The organism is Nocardiopsis sp. TRM 82005 (assembly GCF_056312425.1).
Genome location: NZ_JBWDTQ010000012.1, coordinates 32507 through 45981, shown reverse-complemented (window position 1 = coordinate 45981; position 13475 = coordinate 32507). Strand labels below are relative to the sequence as shown.

The 13475-nt window shown below is 68.7% G+C and carries 12 protein-coding genes and 3 pseudogenes; 10 read left to right on the top strand and 5 right to left on the bottom strand.

Features of this window, described 5'->3' with window-relative positions:
- Window position 1: 1 nt before the first annotated feature.
- Together AC0T5L_RS09470 and AC0T5L_RS09465 are read left to right on the top strand one after the other, a co-directional pair.
- Complete coding sequence (locus AC0T5L_RS09470; protein WP_476165027.1) at window positions 2–196, top strand: hypothetical protein; 195 nt, start codon at window positions 2–4, stop codon at window positions 194–196.
- 5 nt (window positions 197–201) lie between these two features.
- A complete protein-coding gene (locus tag AC0T5L_RS09465; RefSeq protein WP_476165026.1) occupies window positions 202–633 on the top strand; it encodes an arsenate reductase ArsC in 432 nt (143 codons plus the stop codon).
- Between the two features lie 50 nt (window positions 634–683).
- Here AC0T5L_RS09465 and AC0T5L_RS09460 read toward each other — a convergent pair whose 3' ends face one another.
- The 3 genes and pseudogenes from AC0T5L_RS09460 to AC0T5L_RS09450 all read right to left on the bottom strand — a co-directional run.
- Window positions 684–2009 (bottom strand): YeeE/YedE family protein, encoded by a 1326-nt coding sequence (locus AC0T5L_RS09460; protein ID WP_476165025.1) that lies wholly within the window; start codon window positions 2007–2009, stop codon window positions 684–686.
- Window positions 2010–2343: 334 nt separating this feature from the next.
- Complete coding sequence (locus AC0T5L_RS09455; RefSeq protein WP_476165160.1) at window positions 2344–3291, bottom strand: universal stress protein; 948 nt, start codon at window positions 3289–3291, stop codon at window positions 2344–2346.
- A gap of 288 nt (window positions 3292–3579) precedes the next feature.
- Window positions 3580–3870 (bottom strand): annotated as a pseudogene (locus AC0T5L_RS09450) (P-type ATPase actuator domain-containing protein); the annotation flags it as partial.
- 307 nt (window positions 3871–4177) lie between these two features.
- Between AC0T5L_RS09450 and AC0T5L_RS09445 the strand changes: the two are divergent.
- From AC0T5L_RS09445 to AC0T5L_RS09410, 8 genes and pseudogenes are all read left to right on the top strand, one after another.
- Window positions 4178–4693 carry a MarR family winged helix-turn-helix transcriptional regulator gene (locus tag AC0T5L_RS09445; RefSeq protein ID WP_476165024.1) on the top strand — a complete coding sequence of 172 codons (516 nt, stop codon included), beginning with the start codon at window positions 4178–4180 and terminating at the stop codon, window positions 4691–4693.
- 98 nt (window positions 4694–4791) lie between these two features.
- Window positions 4792–5394 carry a DsbA family oxidoreductase gene (locus AC0T5L_RS09440; protein ID WP_476165023.1) on the top strand — a complete coding sequence of 201 codons (603 nt, stop codon included), beginning with the start codon at window positions 4792–4794 and terminating at the stop codon, window positions 5392–5394.
- Between the two features lie 2 nt (window positions 5395–5396).
- Window positions 5397–5912 (top strand): tRNA-specific adenosine deaminase, encoded by a 516-nt coding sequence (locus tag AC0T5L_RS09435; RefSeq protein ID WP_476165022.1) that lies wholly within the window; start codon window positions 5397–5399, stop codon window positions 5910–5912.
- A complete protein-coding gene (locus tag AC0T5L_RS09430; protein WP_476165021.1) occupies window positions 5909–6229 on the top strand; it encodes a DMT family transporter in 321 nt (106 codons plus the stop codon). Before AC0T5L_RS09435 ends, AC0T5L_RS09430 begins: the two co-directional genes overlap by 4 nt.
- Window positions 6230–6261: 32 nt before the next feature.
- A complete protein-coding gene (locus AC0T5L_RS09425; protein WP_476165020.1) occupies window positions 6262–6678 on the top strand; it encodes a DMT family transporter in 417 nt (138 codons plus the stop codon).
- A gap of 148 nt (window positions 6679–6826) precedes the next feature.
- A complete protein-coding gene (locus AC0T5L_RS09420; RefSeq protein ID WP_476165019.1) occupies window positions 6827–8026 on the top strand; it encodes an RHS repeat domain-containing protein in 1200 nt (399 codons plus the stop codon).
- A gap of 595 nt (window positions 8027–8621) precedes the next feature.
- Window positions 8622–9944: pseudogene (locus AC0T5L_RS09415) on the top strand (IS701 family transposase).
- A gap of 33 nt (window positions 9945–9977) precedes the next feature.
- Window positions 9978–10082 (top strand): annotated as a pseudogene (locus AC0T5L_RS09410) (transposase family protein); the annotation flags it as partial.
- Between the two features lie 318 nt (window positions 10083–10400).
- Here the strand turns inward: AC0T5L_RS09410 and AC0T5L_RS09405 are convergent.
- Together AC0T5L_RS09405 and mug are read right to left on the bottom strand one after the other, a co-directional pair.
- Window positions 10401–12086 (bottom strand): hypothetical protein, encoded by a 1686-nt coding sequence (locus AC0T5L_RS09405; RefSeq protein ID WP_476165018.1) that lies wholly within the window; start codon window positions 12084–12086, stop codon window positions 10401–10403.
- Window positions 12087–12840: 754 nt separating this feature from the next.
- On the bottom strand, window positions 12841–13383 hold the full coding sequence (gene mug / locus AC0T5L_RS09400) for a G/U mismatch-specific DNA glycosylase (protein WP_476165159.1): 543 nt from the start codon (window positions 13381–13383) through the stop codon (window positions 12841–12843).
- Between the last annotated feature and the right edge of the window lie 92 nt (window positions 13384–13475).

The following is a 13475-nucleotide window of genomic DNA, read 5'->3' as shown; positions in this document are numbered from 1 at the left end:
GATGACCCCGTTCCGCCCCCGCCCGTCCGGTGACCGGTTCTCCGCGGGGGCCGCCCGTCCGGCCGCACGCCACGCGGGCCGGTTCCGGCCCGAGGACCTGCGCGCGATCCGCGACGAGACCGACACGCACGTCAGCGACCTCCTGGCACCGCTCACCGCACCGACCGTCACCGCCGTCGCATTCGAGGAAGAGTAGAGACCATGACCAGTACAGACAAGCCATCCGTCCTGTTCGTGTGCGTCCACAACGCGGGCCGCTCCCAGATGGCCGCCGCCTGGCTCGCCCACCTGGCCGGGGGCCGCGTCGAGGTCCGCTCCGCCGGATCCGCGCCCGCCGACGCGCTCAACCCCGCCGTGGTCGAGGCCATGGCCGAGGTCGGCATCGACATCACCGACCAGAACCCCAAGATCCTCACCACCGAGGCCGTGGAGGCCTCCGACGTGTGCGTCACCATGGGCTGCGGTGACACCTGCCCCGTCTTCCCCGGCAAGCGCTACCTCGACTGGACCCTGCCGGACCCCGCCGGGCGGGGCGTGGAGGCGGTCCGGCCCGTCCGCGACGAGATCAAGGAGCGGGTCGGGGAACTCCTCACCGAGATCGCCCCCGCCGAGGGGAGCGCCTCTCCACGCTGACACCGAAGCCCGGCCCTGAGCCCGGCGGGAGGATCCACGCTTTAGGGGCCTCAGCAGACGCCGTCACTCGGCTTGGGCACGTTGAGCCCGAACAGGGCCCGGGCCCGCAACCCCGCCCAGGTCCCGGCCAGGGCGAAGCCCGCCCACACCCATCCGTGCAGGCTGCCCGAGCTGATCCCGGCCAGGTAGGCGCCGATGTTGCAGCCTCCCGCCAGGCGGGCGCCCACCCCCATCAGGGCGCCGCCCGCCACTCCGGCGGCGACCAGCCTCCAGTTCAGCCCGGTGTGCAGCTTCCACGCGCCAGCGGCCGCCGCGGCGACCGCCGCGCCGAGGATGATTCCGATGTTGGTCAGGCTGTTCTTGTCCTGGAGCACCGGACCAGCCAGCTGTGCGGCCTGGCCGGGCTGGCTCCAGAAGGCCCAGTCCTCCGGGTGCGCGCCGAGCAGTTGCAGCGCCTTGGCCCCCCACAGGTTGAAGGCGGAGGTGATACCCCAGATCCCGCCGGAGACCACCAGCACCGCCACGCCGAACAGGGACAGCAGCAGGGCACCGGCGGCCAGGGGCCAGCTGCCCCGGACCACGCGCCACAGGCCGGCGGCCGAGGGCGGGGCGCCAGCGGGCGGCGGGACACGGCGGTTCTGTACGGCGCGGCTGCCCAGGACCACGGCCGCCAGCACAGCGACGGTGATGGCCCAGGAGCCGCCCCACCCCACGTGGTCGGAGAGCAGGAAAGGCGGTAGCGAGGGCAGGTCGGCCACCAGCGGCCACGCGGCGCTGTAGAGCACCGACCCCGCGATGAAGCCGAACAGCGTGAGGACGATGGCCGACTGGCCAGAGCCGACCGCGAAGAGGGTGCCCGAGGCGCAGGCGCCGCCGAGCTGCATACCCACACCGAACAGGAACGCCCCCAGGAACAGGGCGATACCGATGGATCCGGCCGCGGGTTCGGGAGTGTTGCCGAACAGCCCGGTTCCGGTGCCGATGACCAGGGCGAACAGGGTCGCGGTGGTGCCCAGCAGGAGGGCGTGCGCCCGCAGGCCGCCGCCGTTGCCCACGGCGATGAGCTGTCGCCAGGCGGAGGTGAAACCGAAGCGGGAGTGGAACAGGGTGAAGCCCAGGCCCGTGCCCAGGAACAGCAGGACGGCGGGCAGTGTGCCGTGGGCGTTCCACACGTGGGCGGCCAGGGCGAGAGCCGCGGCCAGGGCGATACCCAGCGGCCACCAGCGGACGGGCGCGGCCTCGGGCACCCGGGGCGGCGGCGCGGACAGGGCGGGCCGCCAGGCCGGGGCCAAGGAGGGCGAGGCGGACGGGGTGGCGGAGGCGTCAGCCTGGGCGTGCTCGGCACCGGTGGCCGGCGCCGTGGGATGAGCGGTCACGGGAAAGCTGTCCAAACGGTGACGGTGCGGGCGTCGGCCGTGGCCGAGCGAGGGCGCGCAACACCGGTGCCGCGTCGGGGAGGGGCGGACCGCGTAGGCCCGCCGGGGAGGGCGGGACCCGGTCAGCGCATGCTGTCGCGGCACCGGCGGCGACAGAGGCCGTCATCGGTGCTCGTCAGCGACACGGAGATGAGTGCCATGCGCAGAAAGCGGGCTGTACCGGACACGGCACCCAGTATAGGACACGGTGTTCGGAAGGAGGCGCCATCGTGGCGAACCACACGAACGCGCGCCGCGCCCCCCGCGTCCCGCGTCCTGCGCCCCGGGCCCGGAGTCAGCCGGTCGCCTCCGCGTGGCCGGTCGCCTCCGCGTGCCTGGGCAGCACCGCGACGGGCACCGTGGCACTGTGCAGTACGCCCTGGCTGACCGATCCCAGCAGCAGGCCGCGGACACTGCCCCGGCCCCGCGAGCCGATGACGATCAGGTCCGCATCGGCGCCCGCCTCCACCAGCGCGTCCACCGGGTTCAGCTGGGTGCGCACGCCACTGACGTCCACGCCGTCAGTGGCGTCGTCCACGACCTCGGCCAGGACCCCCGACACCAGCTCCTCGGACTGGCGCTCCAGCAGATCGTCGGGCGGAGCCCATCCCGACGCGGTCAGGGACTCGGTGTCGAAGGGCAGCGGAACCTTCCAACTGTGTACGACCACGACCGAGGACCCCTCGTGCGCGGCGGCCCGGTGCATCGCGAAGTCCAGGGCGCGCCGGGAGTCCACCGAGCCGTCCACGCCGACCGCGATCCGCTCCGGCCCCGGGCGCGGGGCGGAGTGCTCCTGGCGGTGGGGGACGACCACGACCGGGCACTCGGCCTTGGCGGACAGCCGCACCCCCGCCGAACCCGCCAGCGCCGAACGCATCAGACCCAGCCCGCGTGAGCCCACGACCACCATGTCCCCCCTCCCGGCGCGGCGCAGCAGCGCCAGCGGCGGCTCCTCCAGGGCCAGCTCCGTCTCCACCCTCGTTCCCGGATGCAGCGACCGCGCGTGCTCGGCGGCCTCCTCCAGGACGCGTCGGCCCTGTTCGGCCATCTCGTGCGAGGGAGGAAAACGGGTGGGGCCGGTGTAGACCGACACCATCAGCGGCATGGACAGGGTATGCACGACGCACAGCGGCAGACCCCTGTGCTCGGCCTCGGCGGCGGCCCACTCCAGGGCGCCGCGTCCCGACGCCGATCCGTCGACGCCCACCGCGACCTTGGGGGAGGATGTCCTCTCGTCAGCCATGCGTCCTCGCCTCTCTTCCGGAAAAGGTGAGCTCCTGGGTACGAGGCCGAGTGGGCCCGCGCCGCCGGGGGCACGTACGGCCCCCGGCGGCGCGACGCGGGAAACACCCTTCCTGCGCTCTCCCCACCCGGTACCCGGTTCGGCCCGGAGACAGTCGTGCCGAGGACTCCCGCCCGTGCTCCGAGCCCTCGTCCGCTCCCGCGGCGGGCGAGGGCCCCGGCCGGAGGCGGGGCCCTGTTCCCGCCGGGGGCCGAGGGGCAGGGCGAGGGTTCCCATGGCCTGCTGGTCCACCTCGCTCACGCCGGCGACCACGGTGCCGTCGGTGCCCACGCGCTCGCCGGGCCGGACCAGGACCGTGGCGCCGACCTGGAGTTCCGAGGTGTCGACGGTCTCCTCGTGTTCGCCGTCGGAGGTGGCGGTCAAGCGCACGGCCCGTTCGGGGCCAGGGTGAGCAGGGAGCTGACGGAGTCGGCGGTGCGCTGGATGACCACGGCCTCCAAGCGCGCCGGAGGTGGCGAAGATGACGATGAGCAGGGCGCCCTGGCCGATGGAGGCGGCGGCGATGGCGGCCACGACCATCAGCAGGTCCACGTCCAGGGAACCCCCTTCGAACCGGGCGACGGCGGATGGGCAGAGGGGCGGACAACGCCTGGAACCGTACGGGTACTTCGAGACGCCTTGATCGAGCTCTGCTCATCAGCTCCGGGACTGAAGCCACGTATAGGAGCGGAAAGCGACCACCAAGTACGTGCGGCACTGGAGGCGGCGCAACCAGGCAGCGGCTCCCACCCCTCCGCGTCCGCGCCCGCTGTAGGCATGCCTGGAGGGCGCGGGGCCGCGGACCCGGATCCCGGATCCCGGATTACGGAAGGCTGCTCACCCGTGGGTGACCGACGAGGCCGCGCATGGTACGTTTATTTGCATGTACATGGAAACTTCGGAGCTGGAGGAGGGGTCCGCGGTCCGCAGCCTGAGCGCGGCGTGGTCCCAGGTGACGGCGTTGGTCACCGCGATGGACGCGACGCTGGGCAAATGGCTGACGGACACATATGGTATCGGCCTCGCCGATTACCGTGCGGTGCTTCACTTGAGCAAGGCTCCGGATCGAGAACTGCGGCTCAACGACCTCGCTCGCAAAGTCGGCCTGAACCAGAGTTCCGTGACCCGGCTGGTAGGGCGGCTGGAAAGCAAGAAGCTGGCCTTCCGTGACACCTGCCCGGATGACGGTCGGGGGGTCTACGCGGTGATCACCGATCAGGGCATGGAAGCCGCCGACGCGATCTGTGAGCCCTACGAGGCGAAGGTCCGCGAACTGCTGCAGAACGCGACCGAGGAATACCCGGAACTCGACCACGGTGGCCTGGGGCGCGCGTTCGAGGCGATCGGTTCACTCATGCGTTGAGCATCCGCACGCGCGCATCGAAACGGGGCCTCCGTGCGTCCAATTAGTTGCATGTACATGCATTTAGTAATGAATCGTCACGGTAGCGAAGGAGAGAGATGACGACCAGAGTCGAAGTCTTCGTGGACTACGTATGCCCGTTCTGCTTCCTCGTGGAGGGAGCCGTCGAGGAACTCCGGCGACGGCGCGACGTGGAGATCGACATACGCCCCTTCGAGCTGAGGCCGGATCCGGTGCCCACGCTCAGGCCCGAGGACAATTACCTGCCCCAGGTGTGGAACGCCTCCGTCTATCCGATGGCGCGGCGGACGGGTGTGGACATATCGCTGCCGACAACCTCCCCGCAGCCGCGCAGCGACAAGGCGTTCATGGTCCTGCAACTGGCCGCGGAACACGGCGTCGCCGAGGCGTACTCCGACGCGATGTTCCGCGCCTTCTTCCAGCAGGACCGGAATATCGGCGAAGACGAGGTCATCATCGACGTCGCCGAGTCCGCGGGACTGGATCGTGCCGACGTCATCGCCGCCCTCGCCGATGAGGACCGGCGCCGGCGCCAGCGTGAGGACCAGGAGTACGCCGTAGGCATCGTCGGGGTCTCCGCGGTCCCCAGCTTCAGGGTCAACGGGCGGCTCGCCCCCGGTGTGCTGGACGCGGATCGCCTCACGCGACTGGTCGACGAGACCGTGTCCCAGGAGGCATGACCGTGGGTTTGACCGTATCGGCGTTGCGGACGCTCATGGAGCAGGCCGTCGACGAATGCATCGCCCATGTCGACGGCGGCGGAATCCCCTTCGTCGGTGTCCTGGCCGACGACACCGGAGCGATCTCCGGATTCTGCGTCAACAAGGTGGCGGAGACCGGAGACCACAGCGCTCACGCCGAGATCGTGGCGATGAGGGACGCGATGGCCTCCCACGGGTTGAACAGCCTGGCCGGAGCCTCGCTTCTGGCCACGGGCGAGCCCTGCGGACTGTGTTATCGGTTCGCCATCGAGCGAGGAGTCGACGCCGTCTACGTCGCGGTCGATCGCGACGCGGTCGCGGAATGGGGATTCGACTACCGCACGAGCTACCCGGCCTCGGGGATCTCCGACGACAAGCTCGACGGCCTCGTACACCAACTCCCCGTCGAGCGGGGCACGGAGCCCTTCGCACGGTATCTGCGAGCCGACACACACCACGGGAGCACACACACGCACCCGTCGAAAGGAACACCATGAGCTGGCTCTACCTGGGAATCGCCGTCATCTTCGAGGTCGCCGTCGGCATCTCCGCGAGCAAGGCACAAGGCTTCACGAAGCTGTGGTGGACGATCGGGACCCTTGCCAGCGGTGTGATCGCCACGTTCTTCCTCAGCTTCGCGCTGCTGAGCTTCGACGTGGGCGTCGGTTACGCGATCTGGACCAGCGTCGCCGGCGTCGGGATCGTCATCGTAGGCGCGCTCTTCCTCAACCAGCAGCTGCACTGGAAGAAGGGCCTCGGCATCGCGGTCGTCATCGGAGGGGTTATCGGGCTCCAGCTCAGCGGAGCCGCATAACCCGTCCCCCTCAACCTGAAAGGACCAACGTGATGGCCGATACCACGATCACCGAGAACACTGATACCGGGAAGAAGGCGGGCCCCTGGCTGATCCTGCTGCTGGCCGGGGTGTTCGAGGTCGGCTATGCGCTCAGCGTGGCCGGCAGCTCCGGGTTCACCGCCCTCGGATGGTCCGTGTCCGCCCTCGTCTTCTTCCTGCTGACCCTGTTCTGCCTCAGCGTGGCCCTCAAGGCGATCGACGTCGGCATCGGCTACGCCGTGTGGGCCGGCATCGGAGCGGTCGGCGCCGCACTCCTCGGGCCGGTCTTCTTCGATGAGATCCTGACCCCGGTCCGTGCCTTCTGGCTGGTCGTCATCATCGGCGGTGTCATCTGGCTCAAGCTCGCCGACAGCCCCAAGCTGCAACGCAACTCAACGGAGGCTTGGGCCACCGAATCCACCCGGTGACGGTCAGGACCGCATCACTCGCCCGCGGCGTGCTCGCCATCGAAGCCGCCGCGGGCGCAGTTCCGCAGCATCCCCTGTTCCTCCGCCGCGGTGCCCGCGGTTTTCGGCCATGCGAGTCCCTCGCCCCTCAGAGGCCACGTTCCGCCGCGTGCCCATCGCCCTGCCTCCGGACGCGCTTCAGGCCACCGCTGGGCTGGAGAAGACCGAGTACGTCTACGACGCTGACGGAGAGCGCCTGCTGCGCCGTGCCAACGGGACCACCACCTTCTATCTTCCGGACATGGAGGTGACCTGGGACCCGGCGGCGGGTAGGAAGGAGGTTACCCGTTACTTCGAGCACGCGGGTGAGACGGTCGCGGTCCGGGAGAACGACGGGAGCCTGCACTGGGTCTTCTCCGACCACCACGGCACGGGGCAGATGACGGTGGACGCGGTCTGGGGCGAGGTGGCCCAGCGGCGGATGACGGTGTTCGGTCAGAACCGCGGGAACACCGGCGAGTGGCCCGGTGAGCGCGGGTTCGTGGACGGCATGGTTGATGCGACCACGGGGCTGACCCAGTTGGGGGCGCGTGCTTATGACGCGGCTCTGGGCCGGTTCGTGTCGGTGGATCCGTTGATGGACCTGACCGATGCGCAGTCGATGAACGGGTACGCCTACGCCAATAACAGCCCGGCCACCTATTGGGACGGAACAGGGTTGTCGGCCTGCACGCATGCTGACGGACTCTGCCTCAGCGGTAACACCGCAGCTGTGGTCTACAAGGAAAAAAGAGTGGAGCAACAAATACTGAAAACTGGCGTTCAGGGGGTAATGGTTGGAGTGAGATATCGTATTCCAAGTATATCCCCGGCCCGGGAGGTGGATAAAATAAAAGGCAATATTCAATCTCCTCGGGGCTGGAGCTGGTGGAAAGCTATTTCCAAGCCGCCTATTCCTCCGAGGGAATTGGAAGGCCATGTGGTAAGTGATACCGTAAAGGCGCTTCAGGATGCTTCTGCGCATACCATCACCAAAGGTTCTGATTGGTATCAGAAGAGTAATGATTGGCTGCATAGCCACGCTTCCGCCGGTGCTACGGGTTGTGTTGGGGGCTGTGTCGGACTGCAGTGTAAGGACGGCGTGTGGAGTCTACAAGCAAGCGCAGTCGGTGTTGGTGGTTGGGGTGGTGGCCTCGGTGTGAACAGCAGGACCCCGGATGAGAAGAATGCGGATTCTCCAGTTGTCTGCCTCGCCTATATTGCCGGTGGTTGTGCGAGTCTCTCTATGCGAAATAGAAAGGGCGGGGGAATGGCCCCAGCGGTGGAGGCGGGTCAGTCAGCCTCGGTAGTGGGCTCCAAGTCGGCTTGAACTACAATGTTCTCGGATTTCGGCCGGATAGGATTTTCGATGGAGAGGGTGGAAATTTGAAGCTCAATAAAACGCCTTTCGATGCACGGGAAAGTCCGTGGTGACTCAAATGTGGATTGCAGCTACGATATTCTTCCTTGTGGCTCTCGCTTTGTTGGGTTTGGCGTGGGCGAATCACAGGTATTTCGATAGAATATTCAATATGATGGATGGGCGTTTTGAGAAGGCTTTTTGGGGGGGCGACGGGGTTCCAGGCTGTATGTGTTGCAGAGAAATATGGCGACACTTTTCCTTGTTGTCTTCGCTGGCTCTTTTCTTTGGTACGCTGCGAAAGCGGTCTTCGTGGCCTTGGAGCGTGCTTGAACAGGGGTAACGGTCTGGGTGATTCGTTCGTACTGCTTCCGTTGGTCCGCGAGCATGGCCCCATGCAACGTTTCCCGATCTACTACTCCAGTTGTAGTTTCGGTTTGCCCTGACCTGGCACCACTTGCCGGAGATGGCAGCACAACAGAACCCTGACCCGGAGCGTTCCCCGGACATGCGGACGGCCACCGCGTGATCATCGATGGTTGTGAAGACAAAGAAGGACCCGGCAGTGGCCGCTGAACTCAGCGTAGCGGCCCAGCGCTGGCCGCATCGGCTGAACGAGTTGATCCAGGCCATCTCCGACCGTCTGGCCCGACCCGAGACCCAACACACCGCCCACGACCTCCTGCGCGGCCTGCTCGCCCCGCTGCCGCGCAAGAACTGCTGGACCCTGGCCGAACACGCCGGCCACCGGACCCCCCACCGCTTCCAGCACCTGCTCTCCCGCGCCCGCATCAACGAAGCAGGGCTGATCGCCGACCTGCACACCTATGCCCGCGCCCACCTGGGAGAACAGGACGTAGTCCTGGTCGTGGACGAGACCGGCGACCTGAAGAAGGGCACCGAAACAGTCGGGGTCCAACGCCAGTCGCCCCCAGCCGCTACGCGGCCGGGAGGTACCCCCGGCACCGCCGGGCGCATCGAGAACGCCCAGGTCGCGGTCTACCTCGCCTACACCACCCCCGCCGGGCACGCTCTGATCGACCATCGCCTCTACCTGCCGCGCTCCTGGACCAACGACTCCCAACGACTTCGAACGGCCGGCGTTCCCGAACAGGCCGCCTTCGCCACCAAGCCCGAACTCGCCCAGCAGATGATCACCGCCGCCCTGGCCGCGCACACACCGGCGACCTGGGTGGCCGCAGACGAGGTCTACGGCCAGAACCCGAACCTGCGCCAAGTCCTGGAGCACCACCGGATCGGTTACGTGATGGCCGTGCCGCGCACCGAGCGCATCGCCTTTCCTCGCGGCCCGGCCACGGTCGCCGAGCTGGCGGTGCTCGCCCCCGCACCCGCCTGGCAGCGCCGCTCCGCAGGCAACGGGGCCAAGGGTCGGCGCTTCTACGACTGGGCGCTCATGGACGCCGAACCCGTTGAAAGGGGATACCGGTGGGTGCTGGTCCATCGCCACCGCACGACGGGTGAGCTGGCGTTCTACCGGTGCTAGGCACCCCAGGCGGTGCCCTTGCAGAGCTTGGTGGCCGTTGCCGGGCGCCGGTGGGCGGTCGAGGAGAGCTTCCAACAGGGCAAGGGCCTGGCCGGGCTGGACGAGCACCAGGTGCACACCTGGTGCTCCTGGCACCGGTGGAGCCTGTTCGCGATGTGGGCCTGTGCCTTCCTGGCGGCCATGGCCGCCATCGAAGCCCGCCAGAGCCCGTCCACGGCCGGGCTGATCGCGTTGACCTGCAACGAGATCGCCCATCTGCTCGATGCCCTGTTCACCACGGATCCCGACATCGAGCACGTGTTGGGCTGGTCGCTGTTCAGACGCGCCCACCAAGCCAACGCCCGCCAGTGCCACTACCGCAGACAAGCGGTCCGTGAATCATGACAAACCGGAACTACAACTGGAGTACTAGTCCTGATGCACTTGCATAAGGGTGAGACGCTCGCGCAGCCTGCACAGGGTTTCGGGATCAGTACCCCGACCGCTTGGCGCTACGTATGTGAGAGCACTCGCCTGCTGGCAGCCCGAGCTCCCACCCTTGAACAAGGGCTACGCCGAGCACGAAGGAAGGGATGGCGGTCATGTGGTCGTGGACGGCACTCTCATCGCCTGCGGCCGCGTCAAAGCCGACCTTCGTTCTATTCAGACAAGCACAAACGCCACGGTATGAACATCCAGGTCGTGGCCGTGGATGGCAAAACGCTGCGCGGATCGTCTATCCCCCGCCCACGCGGCGGTGCACCTGCTCGCCGCCTTGGCTCCCGGCCGGCGCCTGCTCGCCCAGATCCGTGTCCGGGTAGGCGCCAGTTCGATGCGAAGGACGTGTCGGTCGCCGACCCGTCACCGGCTGGGCCCGGCGTCGAGCAGCTCGGGCAGTGGGCCCTTGAAGTCGGGCAGCCGCTCGGCCAGTTCGCGCCAGAAGCCCGGACCGGCTTTGGCAGCAGCCTGTTCGAACAGCTCCGCGCACGCGGCACCCCATGAGACCCGCTCCTGCGTGCTCCGGTGGGAGTCGGCCCCGTAGTCGAGAGCCGCGCTGGCTGGGTGGACGGCCGCCAGTACCTCCCCGTCGGTGAGCACCCCCGCGGCGCGGATCCTTCGGATTGTGTAGCCCAGCTCGAACGAAAGAGTATGCGGACGCTCCAGGTTCGAGCGGCTGGCATGTGCCAGCGCTGCTCGTGCGCTGGCGGGCCCCTGGTCTGCCAGGTAAGACAGGGCAGAGGCGGGCAGCGAGTCAGCCAAGGCGTCGGGGAAACCCGGACGGGCAGCGAGCACACACAGAACCGTCGGCGGCAGGGGCACGGCCGTGTGGGCACCGACCAGGTCCGGCCACGGAGTCCCGGCGTCACCGCAGGCGCTGTTGAGTATGGCCTGTGCCTCGATGGGCCCGGAGCATCCCCGCAGCTCCGTAACCAGGTCCGCGGCCAGGGGCCGTGGACGCCAGCTGGCGGCGATCAGGCGGCGCAGTTCCGCGTCAGTGCGGGCCCGGTCGGTGAGGCCCGCGTCCAGCCGTTCGTCCAGTCCGTACAACCAGGCGCTCACCGCGGTGGGACTGTACCGGTGGGCCCATCGTGCGAATACCTTTCGGCTCGGGACGCCGGCCTGCCGCAGCCGCTCAAGGACGACCGGGAGGAAGGACTCCCGGTTGCGGACGTCGTGCAGGGAGCGGTCGGCCGCGTGCGCGAGGTCCTCGTCGGTGAGTCGTGCGACGGTATCGGCGAGGACCTCGGGCGGAGCCTCGTTGAGGACCCGCAGGTCGGGCGGGCGCTGGTCGGTGTCCGCGGTCGCACGTCCGATTCGGTCGGCCAGGTCCTCCAGGCCGCCACGGTGGTCGGGCAACCGCTGGGCGGCCTTCAGCCAGGCTTCGCGGTCGGAGCCCAGTTCGGCCCGCAGCCCCGCGCCTACCGCCTCCCAGAACGCCTGGCCCTGTCGTTCGTGGTTGTGGTCGTAGCCGTTCACGGCGAGCACGAGCAGGTCGATGCGCGTGGCCGAGCGCAGTACGGCGTGCAGGTTCTGCCCGGTGAGTACGTGCCGCCACAGGGCCGGCCGTGCCTCGCCCATCCGTCGCAGGCCCGGCCACCAGGTCCATTCCGGCAGCTTCCTCCCACGGGCCACCAGACGGTTCGCCACATGGGGGTCCCACGGCGTGAGCAGAGCGGCGGTCACGTCGTCCGGGCAGTCCCTGCGCGCGATCAGGGCCCGCCGCTGGGTTCGTGTGAAGGGCTCACGCTCGTGGGCCGCAGCCAGGGCGGGCCAGTCCACGGGGCCGACGGTGAGTACGGCGTCGCACTCCAGCACCGTGCGGGCTGCTCGCAGTGCGTCGGTGGGATCGACCGTCCCGGTTCTCGGCCGCTCGTTCGCGAGACCCGGTGTATGGCCGCTACGGACGGATCTGACCGCGGCGGCGAAGGCGGTGTCGTCCAGTTCGGAGAACGCATGGTCGCGCTCGGCGGAGGGCATCAGCGACACGGCCCATGCGAGCAGCCGTGCGTAGTACCCGGCACGTCCACGCGTAGCTTCGTCGAGCATCGAGCACCTTGTCCTGCCTCCCGCCGTACGGATCCCCGGCGGATGCTACTCGGCCGGGGCGCCACAGGGGGCGGGAGCTTCACTGTCCTTGTGCCGAGACACGATGGAAGTCGTGGCGGGTGAGGGGATCATCCCCCATCATCCATGCAGGGCGATCCTCCTCTGTGCAAACGTACGGTGGCTCAGCGGTCGTCGCTCCCGCGTGGTGTTCTGGTGTCACCGGCCTGCGCGGAGCAGACGTGGAGCTGGGCTGTGTGTCCGGCTTGGACAATGGTGCCCCATCCGTTCCCGTGGATCGCGTTGCGGCTCGTTCTCTGTCCTGGAGCAGGGTGCTCGGTCCTCTCCAGGCCGTGGGGTGGTTTTCCCGGGCTCAGTCCGGGCCATCGTTGCGTGGCCTTGTGGTTCAGGATCCGCACGAGGATGCCAGCGGTCCCCATAGCGACTTTGCAGGTGAACAAGCCCACGGCGATTACCGGAAAGAGCTGGAGGAGTGTCGCTGGGCTGAGTTGAAGGGCGAGTTTCTGGGCATGCTCCGCTAGATGTGACGGCTCCGGAAAGACGGGGCCAGAGCGCTAAGAGCCAGTGCCTTGATCGTCGCGTATGCCTTTCCGCTCGCCTGATAGCCGACATGAGGTTACAGGAAGGGGATGGCAGCACGCGAGAATGCCTGCGGCCGAGCTTTTGGACGGGGGCCGCCGGGGGCGCCCACGGCGGCCCCGGAACCGGCGGTGGGGGAGAGGGGTGAACCGCGTGATCAGGGACCGGGGCGCCGGTCCGGCAGCCCCGCGGCCCGCCGCAGGCGCGCGAACTCCTCGGTGAGCGGCCCCAGCTGCCAGTGCGCGTTCCTGCCGCTCGGGTTGGGCAGCAGCCACACCCGCGTGCCCCCGAGCTCCATGGCCTGGGGCCCCACCGCCGCGCCGCGGTCGCCGAAGGCGTCCCGGTAGGCGCCGAGGCCGAGGACGGCCAGCCAGCGGGGACGCCACAGCAGGACCTCGCGCCGCAGCCTCCGCCCGCCCTCCACGGTCTCCTCCCGGCTCAGCTCGTTCGCCTGGGCCGTGGTCCGGGCGACGACGTTGGTGATCCCCAGGCCCAGCGCCAGGAGTTCGTCCTCCTGGTCGGGCCGCAGCCGGTGCGGGGTGAGGCCGGATCCGTGCAGGGCGGGCCAGAAGCGCGTTCCCGGGTTGGCGAAGTGGTGACCGAGGGCGCCCGAGGCCAGGCCGGGGTTGATCCCGCAGAAGAGCACGTCGAGGCCCTCCGCCAGGACGTCGGGGACCACCTTGCCCCGGGCCGCCTCCAGTTCCGCCCTGCTCGGGCCGGGCGCCCTCTTCGCACGGGCGCGTACACGCGGGCGCGGGGAACCGGCCTCCGGCGGTGCTTCCCCGGTACGTT

What these genes read in the sequence shown, in the direction of transcription:
- AC0T5L_RS09455 (WP_476165160.1), bottom strand. Translation starts at nt 3,291, where the DNA reads ATGGCTGACGAGAGGACATCCTCCCCCAAGGTCGCGGTGGGCGTCGAC.
- AC0T5L_RS09440 (WP_476165023.1), top strand. Translation starts at nt 4,792, where the DNA reads ATGACGACCAGAGTCGAAGTCTTCGTGGACTACGTATGCCCGTTCTGC.
- AC0T5L_RS09425 (WP_476165020.1), top strand. Translation starts at nt 6,262, where the DNA reads ATGGCCGATACCACGATCACCGAGAACACTGATACCGGGAAGAAGGCG.
- AC0T5L_RS09465 (WP_476165026.1), top strand. Translation starts at nt 202, where the DNA reads ATGACCAGTACAGACAAGCCATCCGTCCTGTTCGTGTGCGTCCACAAC.
- AC0T5L_RS09470 (WP_476165027.1), top strand. Translation starts at nt 2, where the DNA reads ATGACCCCGTTCCGCCCCCGCCCGTCCGGTGACCGGTTCTCCGCGGGG.
- AC0T5L_RS09430 (WP_476165021.1), top strand. Translation starts at nt 5,909, where the DNA reads ATGAGCTGGCTCTACCTGGGAATCGCCGTCATCTTCGAGGTCGCCGTC.
- AC0T5L_RS09405 (WP_476165018.1), bottom strand. Translation starts at nt 12,086, where the DNA reads ATGCTCGACGAAGCTACGCGTGGACGTGCCGGGTACTACGCACGGCTG.